General features: G+C 67.0%; 14 protein-coding genes. 6 read left to right on the forward strand and 8 right to left on the reverse strand.

The genetic code is table 11. From position 1 onward, the window contains the following. Window positions 1-38: 38 nt before the first annotated feature. Window positions 39-1,373, reverse strand: a complete 1,335-nt coding sequence (locus G3446_RS01590; protein WP_164450646.1) for a TAXI family TRAP transporter solute-binding subunit — start codon at window positions 1,371-1,373, stop codon at window positions 39-41. Between the two features lie 345 nt (window positions 1,374-1,718). Here G3446_RS01590 and G3446_RS01595 point away from each other — a divergent pair, with 345 nt between their 5' ends. Beyond that, window positions 1,719-2,318 (forward strand): hypothetical protein, encoded by a 600-nt coding sequence (locus tag G3446_RS01595; protein ID WP_164450647.1) that lies wholly within the window; start codon window positions 1,719-1,721, stop codon window positions 2,316-2,318. Window positions 2,319-2,443: 125 nt separating this feature from the next. Here the strand turns inward: G3446_RS01595 and G3446_RS01600 are convergent, their stop codons facing one another. The 7 genes from G3446_RS01600 to rsxA form a co-directional block, all read right to left on the reverse strand. Next, window positions 2,444-2,716, reverse strand: coding sequence for an RnfH family protein (locus G3446_RS01600; protein ID WP_164450648.1), 273 nt, complete (start codon window positions 2,714-2,716; stop codon window positions 2,444-2,446). Window positions 2,717-2,936: 220 nt separating this feature from the next. Next, complete coding sequence (locus G3446_RS01605) at window positions 2,937-3,644, reverse strand: electron transport complex subunit E (protein WP_164450649.1); 708 nt, start codon at window positions 3,642-3,644, stop codon at window positions 2,937-2,939. Next, window positions 3,641-4,309, reverse strand: coding sequence for an electron transport complex subunit RsxG (gene rsxG, locus G3446_RS01610; RefSeq protein WP_164450650.1), 669 nt, complete (start codon window positions 4,307-4,309; stop codon window positions 3,641-3,643). Before rsxG ends, G3446_RS01605 begins: the two co-directional genes overlap by 4 nt. Further along, window positions 4,306-5,397 (reverse strand): RnfABCDGE type electron transport complex subunit D, encoded by a 1,092-nt coding sequence (locus G3446_RS01615; RefSeq protein WP_164450651.1) that lies wholly within the window; start codon window positions 5,395-5,397, stop codon window positions 4,306-4,308. Before G3446_RS01615 ends, rsxG begins: the two co-directional genes overlap by 4 nt. A gap of 1 nt (window position 5,398) precedes the next feature. Further along, complete coding sequence (gene rsxC / locus G3446_RS01620) at window positions 5,399-6,937, reverse strand: electron transport complex subunit RsxC (RefSeq protein ID WP_164450652.1); 1,539 nt, start codon at window positions 6,935-6,937, stop codon at window positions 5,399-5,401. 70 nt (window positions 6,938-7,007) lie between these two features. Further along, window positions 7,008-7,538, reverse strand: a complete 531-nt coding sequence (locus tag G3446_RS01625; protein WP_164450653.1) for an RnfABCDGE type electron transport complex subunit B — start codon at window positions 7,536-7,538, stop codon at window positions 7,008-7,010. A gap of 58 nt (window positions 7,539-7,596) precedes the next feature. Continuing rightward, window positions 7,597-8,172: an electron transport complex subunit RsxA gene (rsxA, locus tag G3446_RS01630; protein WP_164450654.1), complete on the reverse strand. Its 576-nt coding sequence runs from the start codon at window positions 8,170-8,172 to the stop codon at window positions 7,597-7,599. Window positions 8,173-8,567: 395 nt separating this feature from the next. Between rsxA and nifL the strand changes: the two genes are divergently transcribed. From nifL to G3446_RS01655, 5 genes are all read left to right on the forward strand, one after another. Beyond that, complete coding sequence (gene nifL / locus G3446_RS01635; protein ID WP_164450655.1) at window positions 8,568-10,208, forward strand: nitrogen fixation negative regulator NifL; 1,641 nt, start codon at window positions 8,568-8,570, stop codon at window positions 10,206-10,208. A gap of 17 nt (window positions 10,209-10,225) precedes the next feature. Continuing rightward, window positions 10,226-11,818, forward strand: coding sequence for a nif-specific transcriptional activator NifA (nifA, locus tag G3446_RS01640; protein ID WP_164450656.1), 1,593 nt, complete (start codon window positions 10,226-10,228; stop codon window positions 11,816-11,818). Between the two features lie 47 nt (window positions 11,819-11,865). Beyond that, window positions 11,866-12,576, forward strand: coding sequence for a glycine-rich domain-containing protein (locus G3446_RS01645; RefSeq protein WP_164450657.1), 711 nt, complete (start codon window positions 11,866-11,868; stop codon window positions 12,574-12,576). 146 nt (window positions 12,577-12,722) lie between these two features. Beyond that, entirely contained in the window at window positions 12,723-12,953 is a 231-nt protein-coding gene (locus G3446_RS01650) for a CopG family transcriptional regulator (protein ID WP_164450658.1), read from the forward strand. Then, window positions 12,950-13,345, forward strand: coding sequence for a type II toxin-antitoxin system VapC family toxin (locus G3446_RS01655; RefSeq protein WP_164450719.1), 396 nt, complete (start codon window positions 12,950-12,952; stop codon window positions 13,343-13,345). The genes G3446_RS01650 and G3446_RS01655 overlap by 4 nt, the downstream gene beginning before the upstream one ends. The last annotated feature ends 79 nt before the right edge of the window (window positions 13,346-13,424 follow it).

The following is a 13,424-nucleotide window of genomic DNA, read 5'->3' on the forward strand; positions in this document are numbered from 1 at the left end:
TAGGTTCAAGCTGACGCTATCGGCCGGCGGAGCCGCGATCAGGCCTCGCGAACGGTCGCCAGACGCCGCCGCAGGAGCTGAACGTGCAGCCGCAGATCGTAGAGCTCGTCGGAGTAGGACAGCGGCACGTCGACCTGCGCCGCCTCGCACTCGATGCGCTCCAGGCGCCCCGCGAGCGCGTCGAGGGCAGCGTCGTCGCCACGGCCGGTCTCGAGCTCGAGGTCGATCTTTCTCAGCTCGACATACCAGCGCAGGATGCGTCGGCGGATCCGCCAGGCATAGATGGGCGGCAAGATCTTGATGAGCGGGAACAAGAGGGCGACCAGCGGGAGCAGCATGACCTTGGTGCGGTCGATCCAGGTCGCCGCCCAGAAGGGGAGATAGCGCTGCAGGAAGGGCGGGCCATGCTTGTAGTGACGCTCGGCGTCGCTGCTCATCGGAAAGTCGCTGTGCTGCGGCGTCGGAAAGGTCCCTGGGGCGGCGAGCAAGCTGCCCTGTCCGTGCGCCTCGACCGCCGCCTCGATCAAGAGATCCACCAGTGCCGGGTGAATGTCCGGCCGGGCGACCAAGTTTGCCGTCGCCGCAACCAGGTCGAGGTCCCTCTCTGGAGACTGCCGAGCCAGGTCGAGCACGCCGGTCGGGAGCTCGAGCCGGGTGAGCGAGCGGTCGATCCGGGCATAGGCCGGCGCCTCATCCAGTGTCCGAGCACGCACTTCGGGATCCGCCACCAGGGCGGCGAGCAAAGGAGAGTCCGCGGCGGCCACCATGACGAGCAGGTCTAGCCGACCAGAGCGCAGCCGCTCGGCCAAGGCGGCGGTGTCATCGCGGATCAGCTCCGCATTGTCATCCGTGATCCCGCTCTCCCGGAGCATGCGCTCGGCCAGAAAGGCCGTCCCGCTATCGGGCGGGCCGATGCCGATCCGCGCGCCCTCCAGCGCGCTCAGCGGAAGATCCTCCGCGTCGACGGGCACCAACAGCCAGACCGGCTCGTAGAACATGCTCCCCAGCCCCATCAAGGCCTCGCGCTGCTCGGGCGTGGCGACCCCACTCTGAACGAAGGCCAGGTCCACCGGCGCATCCGCATCCAGAATGCGCGCGAGATTGTCCACGGAGCCCGCCGTTTCGACCACGTCCAGGGTGATCCCGTGGCGCTCCAAGGCCCGGCGATACTGCTCCGCGTAGCTGTAGTAGCCGCCCTCGGCGCCGCCGGTAGCGATACTGACCTGCACCGGCGGTGCTGGCTGGATGTATTGCGCGGTGACGTAGAAGGCGATAACGACCAAGAGGGCACTGCCGCCGAAGAGGCCGACCGCCTCCCAACGGCCGCGCTTCGGCTTCGGTCGATTGGCGGACTTGGTGCTCGAGGAAGGCATCCGAGGCTCCCGAGTGCGGGCCAGCGGCGACATGCCGCGGACTGTGTCGAGTCAGCATTATAGCCACGGCTGTCGACGGGGACGGACCCCTGCCCGCAGGCGACGGCCTCACCGACGCACGGCGAGCGGCATTTGAGGCGCAGCCGCGTCGAGCGCCTCGGCCGGTCCAAGCGACCTCGGTCACAGTGCGGCTGGCTCGCGCTGCCTATGCTGAGCCTGATGCATGCAAGCGGCGCTGAGCCAGACTTGAAGTCGCGCGTCTAGCAGCAACTTCTAATGTTGCACTGCAATACAAGCGTGCGTAGCATCCCCCTAGCAACACCAGTTCTTCACGAGGTTTCATCGGTGCCAGGTCAAGCAGTCCGCGAGTCCATTCAGGGCCAACCCTTCAACGACGTGCTCAACGAGCTGCACGCCCACACCTTTTCGGGCGCGCCCGGGGAGTCAGACCCCTTCACGCTCAGCGAGCTCGAGCGCGAGTACATCGCCTATGCCCTGGGGCTCTACTATCAGTGCGATCATTGCGTGGAGTATCACGGCCGTGTCGTAGAGCGCGTGCGCAAGAAGCTCGGCTCGGCGTCATGGGCCTGGAAGGACGAGATGCTGAAGGTGGTGCTCTTTCTGCGCACCAGTCGAACCAACGTCTCGGCGCGGGAATGGGAAGGCTGGATGGACGCCTGGCGACGCTTTGCCGGCCGCTTGCACCACCATGAGCGCGGTCTCGCCTGCAACATCGCCTATGCTGTAGGGATCGCCCGCGCCGACGAGCACCTGATGGATGTCGCCTTCGAGTCCCTGCGCAGTCTGTACGACAACGACGAGACCCTGCTCGGGGTCATTCGCGACATCGACCGCGTCGTGGTCTTCATGAAGGCGGCAACGTCCAAGAACCGCACCGACCCCATCGTTCGGCGCCAGCTCGGGATGCGGGGAATTCGTATCTGAGGTTCTTGCCGACGCGCGGGGCATGGCTAGATGCCAGCGCACCGTCGCGTCGGCTTGGGCCCCCAGCCTGCCAGTCGGCTCAGTATGCCGAGCGATCCCGCCCTAGAGAGCTGGCGGCCGCCAGCTCAGTCATCCTCATCCCGATCACGCCGCTCGACCGTCTCCGGGTCGGCCGTGATGGGACGATAGATCTCCACCCGATTGCCATCGGCGAGCTTGGTATCGAGCTTGCTGATCTTGCCGAAGATCCCGACCTTGTTGACGTCCAGATCGATCTCCGGGAACTGGTCGAGCAGACCCAAGCGCTCGATGGCGTCCCGAATGGTGCTTCCCTCGGGCACGTCCAGCTTCAGCCAGGTCTGCTTGAACTTGTCTGCGTAAGCGACTCCGACGTGCATCTTTGTTCTCGCTCCAGTCTTAAGAAGATTCGTGGGCACCAGCCAGGTGGACGAGCGCGAGCGAAGTCCACCGAATCCCGCGCCGATGCCGGTGGACTGCGCTGCGCTTGTCCACCCTACGCCCTCAGCCCGAAGGCACAGTGGAAGAGGGACCGGTTACGCCCTCTTCGCGTCCTTTGCGCCTTTGCGCCTTTGCGGTTCCAAATGACCGCACCCGGCATCACGCCAAGGCCTCGCCCCCGGACTCGGCGCTGCGGCGCTTGACCTCGGCGATGCGGGCGTCGATGAGGCGCTTGGCGGCGAGCATGAAGCCGAGCGCGATGAATCCACCCGGCGGCAGAATGGCCAGCAGGAAGCCGCGGTACTCGGGGATGATGGTGACCTCGAGGAAGGACATGCCATCGCCCAGCAAGAGACTGGCGTTGGCGAACAGGGTCCCGCTGCCGATGATCTCGCGCAGCCCGCCCAGCACGACCAGCACGAAGGTGAAGCCGACGCCCATCATGAGCCCGTCGAAGGCCGAGGGCAGCACTGGGTTGCGCGAGGCGAAGGACTCCGCCCGCCCCAGGATGGCGCAGTTGGTGACGATGAGGGGGATGAAGAGCCCCAGCACCTTGTGCAGGTCATGCAGCCAGGCGTTCATGCCGAGATCGACCAGGGTCACCAGGACGGCGATCACTAGGATGAAGATGGGGATGCGCACCTCGGGCGTCACCTGGCCGCGAATCATGGCGACGAGCAGGCCGGCCGCGATCATGACGACCGTGGTCGCCAGCCCCATGCCGAGTCCGTTGGTCGCCGTGCCGGTCACGGCCAGCAGGGGACAGAGGGCGAGCGACTGGGCGAAGACGACGTTGTTGTTCCAGAAGCCGTCGGAGGCGATCCGCCCCCACGGGGTCTTGGGCTTGGTCTCTGTGTCTGTGCTCATGGCTGACTCCGGACGGGCGCATCGGGATCCGTCGTGGTGATCTGGGCCGGGGTCGTCAGGGCCTCGCGGTGGCTCTGGAAAAACTCCAGACCGCGCCGGATCGAGCCCACCACGGCACGCGGCGTGACGGTGGCGCCGCTGAACTGGTCGAAGTCACCGCCGTCCTTCTTGACCGCCCAGCGCTCCGCGGGCGGCTCTCCTAGCGAGAGTCCGTCGAAGTCGAGGATCCAGTCGTCCTTGGCGACCTCGATCTTGTCGCCCAGTCCGGGCGTCTCGGCGTGCGCGAGCACGCGCACCCCGAGGATCTTGCCGTCGGCGCCGATGCCCATGATGGACTCGATCTCGCCGGCATAGCCGATTCCGACGATGCGATAGGCGACCGCCTTGACCTGGAGCCCGTCCAGCGCCCGATAGACGGTCACGGGCGCGCCATCCGCGTTCTCGAGCGTCAGGGGGTGCGCCAGCAGGTCGTTGTCATGCATCGCGGGCGGAATGACCTGGCTCAGCGAGGCCTTGAGGTCCTCGGCCTTGCGCAGCTCGATGGTGTCGCGGGTCGCCATGTCGCCCATGACGAGAAGGGCGGCGGCGAGCAGGGTGGAGCCGCCGAGCAGCCCGGCCTGATAGCCGATGCGCTGGCGGTAGCTCGGCACGCTGGCGTGACTCATGATTCCACCTCCGCGTCGTCGGCGTACTCGATGGGCGCGCCCTTGCGGTCACGGCCATAGACGCGCGGTTTGATGTAGTAGTCGATCAGCGGGGTGCAGGCGTTCATCAAGAGCACCGCGAAGGCGACGCCCTCCGGATAGCCGGCCCAGGTGCGGATGGCGTAGACCAGCAGCCCACAGCCGGCGCCGAAGAGGAGCTGCCCCCGCGTCGAGACCGGCGAGGTCACCAGGTCCGTGGCGATGAAGAAGGCGCCGAGCAGGGTCGCGCCGGATACCAGATGGTAGAGCGCGCTGGTGTAATGCTCGGGGTCATAGAGATTCATGACCGTGGCGAGCACGGCGATGGTCCCGAGCATGGCCAGCGGGATGTGCCAGGTGATGATGCGCTTGAAGATGAGGAAGAGCCCACCGAGCAGGATCAGCACCGCCGACGTCTCGCCCATGCTGCCGGCGACCGTTCCGATGGCCCCGGAGAGTGGCGCGAAGAAGCCCGGCAGGATGCCGGACAGGCTGAGCCCCTGGCCCAGCTCGGTGCGCACGTGCCCGAGGACGGTCGCGCCACTGTAGGCATCGAAGCCCTGACCGCCGAAGGTGATCGCCAGCCCCTCGACCAGCCCGGGCGCATCGGCGGAGAACAGGGGCGCCGGCTCGACGAAGCTGGTCATCTCGAGGGGGAAGGCGATCAAAATGGCCACACGCGCAACCATCGCCGGATTGAAGAGGTTCTGGCCGATGCCGCCAAAGACCTGCTTGGCGATGACGATGGCCATGAAGCTGCCGACCACGCCGATCCACCAGGGCGCCCAGGGCGGCAAGGTCATGGCGAGCAGCCAGCCGGTGAGCAGGGCCGAGCCGTCGAAGACGAAGGGGCGGATGGGCTTTCCCGCGATCCCCAGACTCATGACCTCGAACAGCAAGGCCGAGGCGATGGTCGCCGCGAAGAGGTAGATGGCGGGCCAGCCGAACTGCCAGAGCCCGAAGGCCGTGGCCGGCAGCAGGGCCAGCATGACCAGCCCCATGGTGCGGGAGATGCTGATGCGCTCGTGGGCGAATGGCCCGGCCTGGGCGGCCGGGGTCTCGATACTCATCTCAAGCCTCCGTCTCGGCTGGGGCCTTGGCTTCCGCGGGAGCGGGCTCCGCCTTGGGCGCCGCTTCGGCCGCGGCCTTCTGCTCGGCCTCGGCCTTTTTCTTCGCGGCCATCTCGCGCTTGCGCTTCGCCATGGCCTCGCGCTTGGCCTTCTTGATGGCCTCCATGCGCGCCGTGCGCTGCTCGGCGAGACGCTTGGTCTCGGCCTGCTTCTGCTTGGCGCGCCCGCGCGCCGCCATCTCGCCCTTGGCGTAGTTGAAGAACTGCACCAGCGGGATGTGACCCGGGCAGGCGTAGGCGCAGGAGCCGCAGCCGATGCAATCCATGAGACCCCGCTCGACCGCGCCCTCCAGATCGCCGACGCGGATATGGGCCGCCATGTCGAGCGGCACCAGCCCGCAAGGGCAGGCCTGGACGCAGCTCGCGCAGCGGATGCAGGGCATGACCTCGCTGACGTTGGTCTCCTCCGCGGTCAGGGCCAGGATCCCGTTGCTGCCCTTGACCATGGGCACCCGCGTGCTCGGCAGCGGCTGCCCCATCATGGGCCCGCCGCTGATGAGTCGGTCGGGCTCGACCTTGAAACCGCCGCAGTAGTCCAGGATGTCCTGGACCCTGGTACCGAGAGGGATGCGCACATTGCGCGGCTCGGAGATCGCCTTGCCGCTGACGGTCACCACGCGCGAGACCAGCGGATAGCCGTAGCGCAGCGCCTCGTGCACGGCAAAGGCCGTCGCTGGGTTGTGAGCCACGACGCCGATATCGGCGGTCAATCCGCGCGCCGGCGTCTCACGCCCGATCAGCGTCTGCACCAGGTGCTTTTCCGACCCCATCGGATAGCGGGTCGGCAGGCGGGCGATGCCGATATTCGGGTACTCGGAGGCCGCGACCGCCATGGCCGCCTGCGCCTCAGGCTTGTTGTTCTCGATGCCGATGATGATGCGCTCCACCCCGAGCGCATGCGCCATGATGCGGATACCGTCGAGCACGTCCGCCGAGCGCTCGCGCATCAGGCGGTCATCACAGGTCAGGTAGGGCTCGCACTCGGCCCCATTGATAACTAGCGTGTGCAGCCGATATTTCTTGCGCAAATTCAGCTTGACGGCTGCGGGAAAGGTCGCGCCGCCCAGGCCGACGACGCCGGCCGCGGCGACGCGCGCCGCGATCTCCTCCGGCTGCAGCGCGAAGGGGTCCTCGACACCCTGGATGTGGTCGGCCCAGCGATCCTCGCCGTCGGGCTTGAGCGTGATGGTCGGCACCGAGAGCCCGGAGGCGTGATGCGCCGGGTAGCTGCCCACGCCCATGATGCGCCCTGAGGTCGGCGCATGGACGGGCGCCGAGATCATGCCCTGGCCGTTCGCCAGCAGGTCCCCCTTGGCGACCATCTGGCCGCGCCGCACGGCCGGGCTGGCCGGGGCGCCGATGTGCTGCTGCAGCGGAATGTGAAGAAGCGCCGGCATCGGCAGGTCTTGGATCTCCTGACCGGCGGCGAGCTGTTTGCGGTCGTCCGGGTGGACGCCGCCACGGATCTTGAAAAGTCTCATGGCCGTGTGCGGACCTCCGTCCGAGGTTGCGAGCCCCCGCGTGCGAGGAGCGAAGTGCCGAGAAGCTGGCTCATATCGCCACCGCCGGCTTCGGCCAGTACCAGGTCTGCAAGGTCGGCGCGAGCGGACGCATCTCGATGCACTCGGTCGGACAGACGTCGAAGCACAGCTCGCAGCCGATACAGGCGTCTGCAAAGACGCTGTGGATCATGTTGTTGGCGCCCATGATGGCGTCGGTCGGACAGCGCTTGAAGCACTTGGTGCAGCCGATGCAGAGGCTCTCGTGGATGTGCGCGATGGTGGGCACCTTGTCCTCGACGCCAGACAGATCCGCCGTGACGCCAAGCAAGCTGGCCAGCTCCTCGGCCAGCGCGCGTCCGCCGGGGGGGCAGATGGTGACCGGCGCGGCACCCGAGGCGATGGCCTCGGCGGCGGGCCCACAGCCCGGATAGCCGCACTGACCGCATTGCGAGCCGGGAAGCAGGGCGGAGACCTCTTCGGTCGCCGCGCTGCCCTCGACCTTGAGGTAGCGCGCGGCGAGTCCCAGCAGCCCGCCGAGGGCGAGACCAAGCGTGGTAAGACTGGCGATCGCGGCAAACATATCTCTTCGGATCTCCTGATTGAGTCGAGTATCGCGCCGAGTCGAGTGTCGCGCTCCCTCAGGCGAGCCCGGCGAAGCCCATGAAGGCCAAGGACATCAGGCCGGCGACGATGAAGGCGATGGGCGCGCCGGCGAAGGCCGCGGGCACGTTGGCCAGCGCGAGACGCTCGCGCATGCCGGCGAAGAGCACCATGACCAGGGTGAAGCCGAGCGCGGAGCCGAGCCCGTAGAGGACGCTCTCCAGGAAGCCGTGGCCTTCCTGCACGTTCAGCAGCGCCACGCCCAGCACGGCGCAGTTGGTCGTGATGAGGGGCAGATAGATGCCCAGCACCTGATAGAGGGCTGGCGAGATCTTGCGCACCGCCATCTCCGTGAACTGGACCACGGCGGCGATGACGAGAATGAAGGTCAGGATGCGCAGATAGCCGATCCCCAAGGGCTGGAGGACGTAATACTCCAACAGCCAGCCGGCCACGGCGGCCAGCGTCAGCACGAAGGTCGTGGCGAGCCCCATGCCGAGCGCGGAGTCCAGCTTGCCCGAGACCCCCATGAAGGGGCAGAGACCGAGGAACTTGACCAAGACCACATTGTTGACCAATGCAGTGGCCAGGATCAGCATGAGATACTCGCCCATGTGCGAAAGCCCTTGCGCGACGAAAACAGATGACCCGGGCAATGCAACCTGAATGCCACCTCTCCGGGTAGGGCCTTAGGCCATTGCCTCGGAGGGGGCAGCCAGATCCCCCGCTCGCCGCTCGCCCAGCGACTCCCGCGTCCAAAAAACAGCAGCTTGCGGACCAAGCCCCCGGAAGCTCCGCAGGCTATTTCGCGACGCGGGAGCCTCATGCCTGCTCCGCGCGACGCGCCAGCGGCTGTCGCGGTGCCAACAAGATTTCTCGTTGCCAGCACGGCCGATTGTTGGAAAACTGACAAAGCGCCGAGCCCGGAGCTCAGTCGTGACGGGCCGAAGCGCATGGTGTATTTTTTGCTTAAGCTGTAGCGGAAAGCTTAGCCGCTCAGGAGAATGCCGTGCCGGTCCGACAAGCCCCCGAGCCCGTTCAAGAGGCCGTTATCAACGCCCTAGGCGAGTTTCTGGCGTCTCCCCCGGACGGGACGCCACCCGAAGTGATCGAGGCACTCTCGTTCATGGGCGGGGATCCCGCTGACCCTCTGCCGCCGCGGCTCTTTTTCGAGGCCGTCGAGCAGTCTCCGGTCGCCATCTCCATCACGGATGCCAAGGCGGTCATCCTCTATGCCAACCCCGCCTTCGAGCAGCTGACCGGCTACGGACGCAAGGAGGTGGTTGGGCAGAACGAGGGCATCCTGTCGAACAACGCCACGCCGAACAGCATCTACGAGCAGCTCTGGCGCACCATCAGCCGCAAGCAGACCTGGACCGGCACCCTGGTCAATCGCACCAAGCAGGGCGGCGATTACCTCGCCGAGCTGACGATCTCCCCGGTGCTGGATCGCGACGGCGACCTCAAGTACTTCCTGGGCATGCACCGGGACGTGACCAAGATGCACGAGCTGGAAGGCGCGCTGCGCCAGCAGAAGTCGCGCATCGAGACGGTGCTGGACGCCGCGCCCGTGATCGTGGTGCTGCTCGACAGCGCCGGACGGGTGATCCTGGACAATCAGGAGTACAAGCGCCTGCTCGGCGACCTCAAGGGCAAGGAGCCGGTCGACGTCCTGCGCGCCGCCATCAGCGAGCAGCTCGGCATCGATGCCTTCGCCGCCTGCCTGGAGGGCAAGCCGTTCAAGAACGTCGAGGTCAGCATCGATATCCGCGGCCACCAGGGACCGCGCTGGTTCTCCTGCTCAGGCACCCCGGTGCAGGAGTCCGACCCGACCGCGCGCAGCTACTTCGGCCAGACGGGGCCGGGCGAGCGCCGCCTGCTCATCCTCGCCAACGACGTCACGGTGCGGCGCCGCGAGATCGAGCGCGCCCACATGGAGAACCTGCGCGCGCGCCTCGCCGAGCAGCAGCTCATGCACGGCACGCGCGAGGCGCTCGCCGCGGCCATCTACCAGATCCAAGTCCCGCTGAACGTCATCAAGGCCGCCGGCGGCATGCTGCGCAGCGGGGCTGGCAACGTGGATACGCTAGTGGGCATGCTCGACCAGATCAGCGAGTCCGGTGCCAAGGCGCTCGAGACCCTGAGCGCGGCGCTGCCGGAAGAGACGCGCGAGGCCGGCGTCATGGTCAACGTCAATGCCCTGCTCCGCCAGGTGCTGGAGCTGGAGACCAACCGGCTGCTCGCGGACGGCGTGGTGGTGGACTGGCGCCCGGCGGCCGTGCTGCCCGAGCTGCCGGCGCACAAGAACGAGCTGCGCTCCATGTTCAAGCACCTCATCGACAACGCCATTCAGGCGCTGCGCGAGTCCAACAAAGGTCATCGCGAGCTGAGCCTGACCACCCGTAAACTGGACAATGGCGTGGAGGTCGAGATCCAGGACAACGGACCCGGCATCCCGGCCGACGACCGCTATCGCGTCTTCGAGCCCTTCTACATCGGCTGGAAGCACCGCCGTGGGCGCGCCGGCATGGGCCTGGCGCTCTCCCAGGAGATCGTCAACGCGCACGGCGGGTCGATCGAGGTCGACCCCGACTTCACCGACGGCTGCCGCATCCGTCTCTCTCTGACCGCCGTCTTTCCGGACGATTGACTTTGCCCGACCGATCAATGAGCTCTACCCCAACCGACTTCGGGGCCGCCGAAGAGGCGCATCGCCTCGCCCTGGCCGAATCCCAGCTGGCCGCCCTCTTCGAGGTCAGCAGCGTGCTCAGCCGCTCGCTGAACCTGCGCCAGACCCTACGCGAGGTGCTCAGCGTGCTGCACGAGCGCGGCCGCATGAGCCACGGGCTCGTCTGCCTCTTGGACGAAGAGCGCGGCGAGCTCCTCATCAGCGCCCTGCACGGCAAGGACGCCGAGCCCTTCGAGACCGTCACCTACCAGCCCGGCGAGGGGGTCATCGGCCACATCCTCACCACCAACGAGCCCTGGGTGCTGCCCAAGGTCGCCGACGAGCCGCGCTTCCTCGATCGGCTCAACCTCTATGATCCCGAGCTGCCCTTCATCGGCGTTCCGATCCGGCTCGGCGAGGAAAAGGCGGTCGGCGTCTTCGCCGCCCAGCCGCCCCCGGGCGACGCCCTGCTCGGCTACCGCTCGCGCTTTCTGGAGATGGTCGCCAACCTCATCGGTCAGGCCGTGCGCCTGGCGCGTACCGTCGAGGCCGAGCAGCGCGCCCTGCGCGAGGAGCGCGACACCCTGAGGCGCGAGGTCAAGGGCACGCACGGATTCGACAGCATCATCGGCCGTGCGGACAGCATGCGCCTGGTCTTCGAGCAGGTGCGCCAGGTCGCCAAGTGGAACACCACGGTGCTGATCCGCGGCGAATCCGGCACGGGTAAGGAGCTGATCGCCAACGCCATCCACTACAACTCGCCGCGCGCCCGCGCGCCCTTCGTCAAGCTCAACTGCGCCGCCCTGCCGGACAACCTGCTGGAGTCCGAGCTTTTCGGCCACGAGAAGGGCGCCTTCACAGGTGCCGTGAGCCAGCGCAAGGGGCGCTTCGAGCAGGCCGACGGCGGGACCATCTTCCTCGACGAGATCGGCGAGATCTCACCCGCCTTCCAGGCCAAGCTGCTGCGCGTGCTTCAAGAAGGCGAGCTCGAGCGGGTCGGCGGCGGGCGCACCCTCAAGGTCGACGTGCGCGTCATCGCCGCGACCAACCGCGACCTCGAGGCCGAGGTGCGCGCGGGGGATTTTCGCGAAGACCTCTACTACCGCCTCAACGTCATGCCCATCCGCATGCCGGCGCTGCGCGAGCGTCTGGAGGACATCCCGGACCTCGCACGCTTCCTGGTCGGCAAGGTCGCCCGCACCCAGGGTCGCGACCTGGAGATCACCGACAGCGCCATCCGCCAGCTCATGCGTCACAACTGGCCGGGCAATGTGCGCGAGCTGGAGAACTGCATGGAGCGCGCGGCGGTCATGTGCGAGAACGGCGTCATCGACCGCGACGTCATCAACCTGACCGGTTTCAGCCCGGACGGCAGCGGCCAGGAATACTCGACGGCCACCACGACCACCACAGCGGCCCCGGCCACGCAGGTCGACCTCAACGACCCCAACCTCGACGAGCGCGAGCGCGTCATCGCCGCCCTGGAAGAGGCCGGCTGGGTCCAGGCCAAGGCCGCGCGCCTGCTCAATATGACCCCCCGTCAGATCGCCTACCGCATCCAGACGCTCAATATTAAGATGCGGCAATTCTGACCCCGGCAGCCTCGGTGCTCACCGGCGCTGCCTCGGAGGGATCGGCGATGAGCATCCTGATCGACCTGATCGTCTTGCTGGCCGTTTTGGCGGCGCTGGGCAAAGGCTGGGGCTGGTGGCGAACCGCGCAGCGCCTGCGCTTCATCCGCACCTACAGCTTCCCGAACGGCCTGCTCGACCGGCTGGCCAAGCACCACCCCCAGCTCGACGGCCGCGACCGCCACCTGGTCGCCCGCGGGCTGCGGCAGTTCTTCATCGCCTACCTGCGCGGCGGCCGCAAATTCGTCTCCATGCCATCGCAAGCGGCGGACGACCTCTGGCACGAATTCATCCTCTACACCCGCCACTACCAGGCATTCTGCAGCAAGGCCTTCGGGCGCTTCCTCCACCACACCCCAGCCGCCGTGCTCGGACCCAGCCGCCAGAGCAATACCGGCCTGCGCCGCGTCTGGTGGCACAGCTGCCGCGAGGAGAAGATCGACCCCAAGCGGCCCACCCGGCTCCCGCTCCTCTTCGCGCTCGACCAGCAGCTCGGGATCGAGAACGGCTTCCGCTACGCACTGGACTGCCATGGCGCCAGACGCAAGCAGCAGGACAGCTCCAGCACCCCCGTCTACTGCGCCGGCGACATGTCCAGTACCGACTTCGACGGGTCGTCCGATGGCTTCGGCGACTCCTGGTTTGGCGGCGGGGATGGCTCGGGGAGCACTGGGGGTGGAGGTGACAGCGGTTGCGGCGGGGGCTGCGGTGGGGATTGAGACACGGCCTCTCACCACGGCACTGAAGGCTTGGTGACGATCTACCGAGCTTCCGGAGTCTGACCCTATCGGCACACGCGGCAGTCGATGGGCGCGCAGCTGAGGCCTTGGGTATGGAACATATAATTTCGCTGCGAAGAGCGCTTATGGGACAGGTAACCATCTACCTCGACGACGAGACCGAATCGCGCTTGAAGGCTTCGGCCAAGAGCAAGGGCGTACCCGTCAGTCGTTGGATCGCCGAGCTGGTGCGCGAGAAGACCGGGACCGAATGGCCCGAGGAGGTCCGTCAGCTAGCCGGGGCCTGGCCCGATTTCCCCGACGCGGAGACGCTGCGCGGCGAGCAAGCCGAGGATGTCCGCCGCGAGTCGTTCTGATGTTTCTGCTCGAGACCAACACCCTGATCGACTTCTTCAAGGGACAGGGTCGGGTTGCCGAACGACTGCTGGCCACACCACCCAACCAGGTGGGCATTTCCGCGATCGTGCTGCACGAGCTGCAAACGGGGATCGCCAAATCGACTCAGCCAGAAAAGCGGCACCACCAGCTCGAAAGCCTGGTGAGCGCCGCCATGCTGTTTCCATTCGGCGCGCCTGAAGCCGCCGCTTCGGCGCTGATCCGCGCCGATTTGGAGCGCGCCGGCACACCCATCGGCCCGCTGGATACCCTGATCGCCGGAACCGCTCTCGCCAACCGAGCGGTACTGATCACGCACAACACCCGGGAATTCTCACGGGTCTCCAATCTGGCTCTGGAGGACTGGTACTAGTGCGGAATGGCACTTCCAAGTTGCGAAGTCATGCTTGCCCGAGATTCGGCCAATCGAACCGCGAAGGCGCAAAGGACGC

The sequence above is a fragment of the Thiorhodococcus minor genome (assembly GCF_010820565.1).
GTDB lineage: Bacteria > Pseudomonadota > Gammaproteobacteria > Chromatiales > Chromatiaceae > Thiorhodococcus > Thiorhodococcus minor.

Excerpts from the sequence above, each read along its gene's own strand:
- G3446_RS01615 (WP_164450651.1), bottom strand. The coding sequence starts at position 5,397 with ATGAGTATCGAGACCCCGGCCGCCCAGGCCGGGCCATTCGCCCACGAG.
- G3446_RS01605 (WP_164450649.1), bottom strand. The coding sequence starts at position 3,644 with ATGAGCACAGACACAGAGACCAAGCCCAAGACCCCGTGGGGGCGGATC.
- rsxA (WP_164450654.1), bottom strand. The coding sequence starts at position 8,172 with ATGGGCGAGTATCTCATGCTGATCCTGGCCACTGCATTGGTCAACAAT.
- G3446_RS01645 (WP_164450657.1), top strand. The coding sequence starts at position 11,866 with ATGAGCATCCTGATCGACCTGATCGTCTTGCTGGCCGTTTTGGCGGCG.
- rsxC (WP_164450652.1), bottom strand. The coding sequence starts at position 6,937 with ATGAGACTTTTCAAGATCCGTGGCGGCGTCCACCCGGACGACCGCAAA.
- G3446_RS01625 (WP_164450653.1), bottom strand. The coding sequence starts at position 7,538 with ATGTTTGCCGCGATCGCCAGTCTTACCACGCTTGGTCTCGCCCTCGGC.
- nifA (WP_164450656.1), top strand. The coding sequence starts at position 10,226 with ATGAGCTCTACCCCAACCGACTTCGGGGCCGCCGAAGAGGCGCATCGC.
- G3446_RS01590 (WP_164450646.1), bottom strand. The coding sequence starts at position 1,373 with ATGCCTTCCTCGAGCACCAAGTCCGCCAATCGACCGAAGCCGAAGCGC.
- rsxG (WP_164450650.1), bottom strand. The coding sequence starts at position 4,309 with ATGAGTCACGCCAGCGTGCCGAGCTACCGCCAGCGCATCGGCTATCAG.
- G3446_RS01650 (WP_164450658.1), top strand. The coding sequence starts at position 12,723 with ATGGGACAGGTAACCATCTACCTCGACGACGAGACCGAATCGCGCTTG.
- G3446_RS01600 (WP_164450648.1), bottom strand. The coding sequence starts at position 2,716 with ATGCACGTCGGAGTCGCTTACGCAGACAAGTTCAAGCAGACCTGGCTG.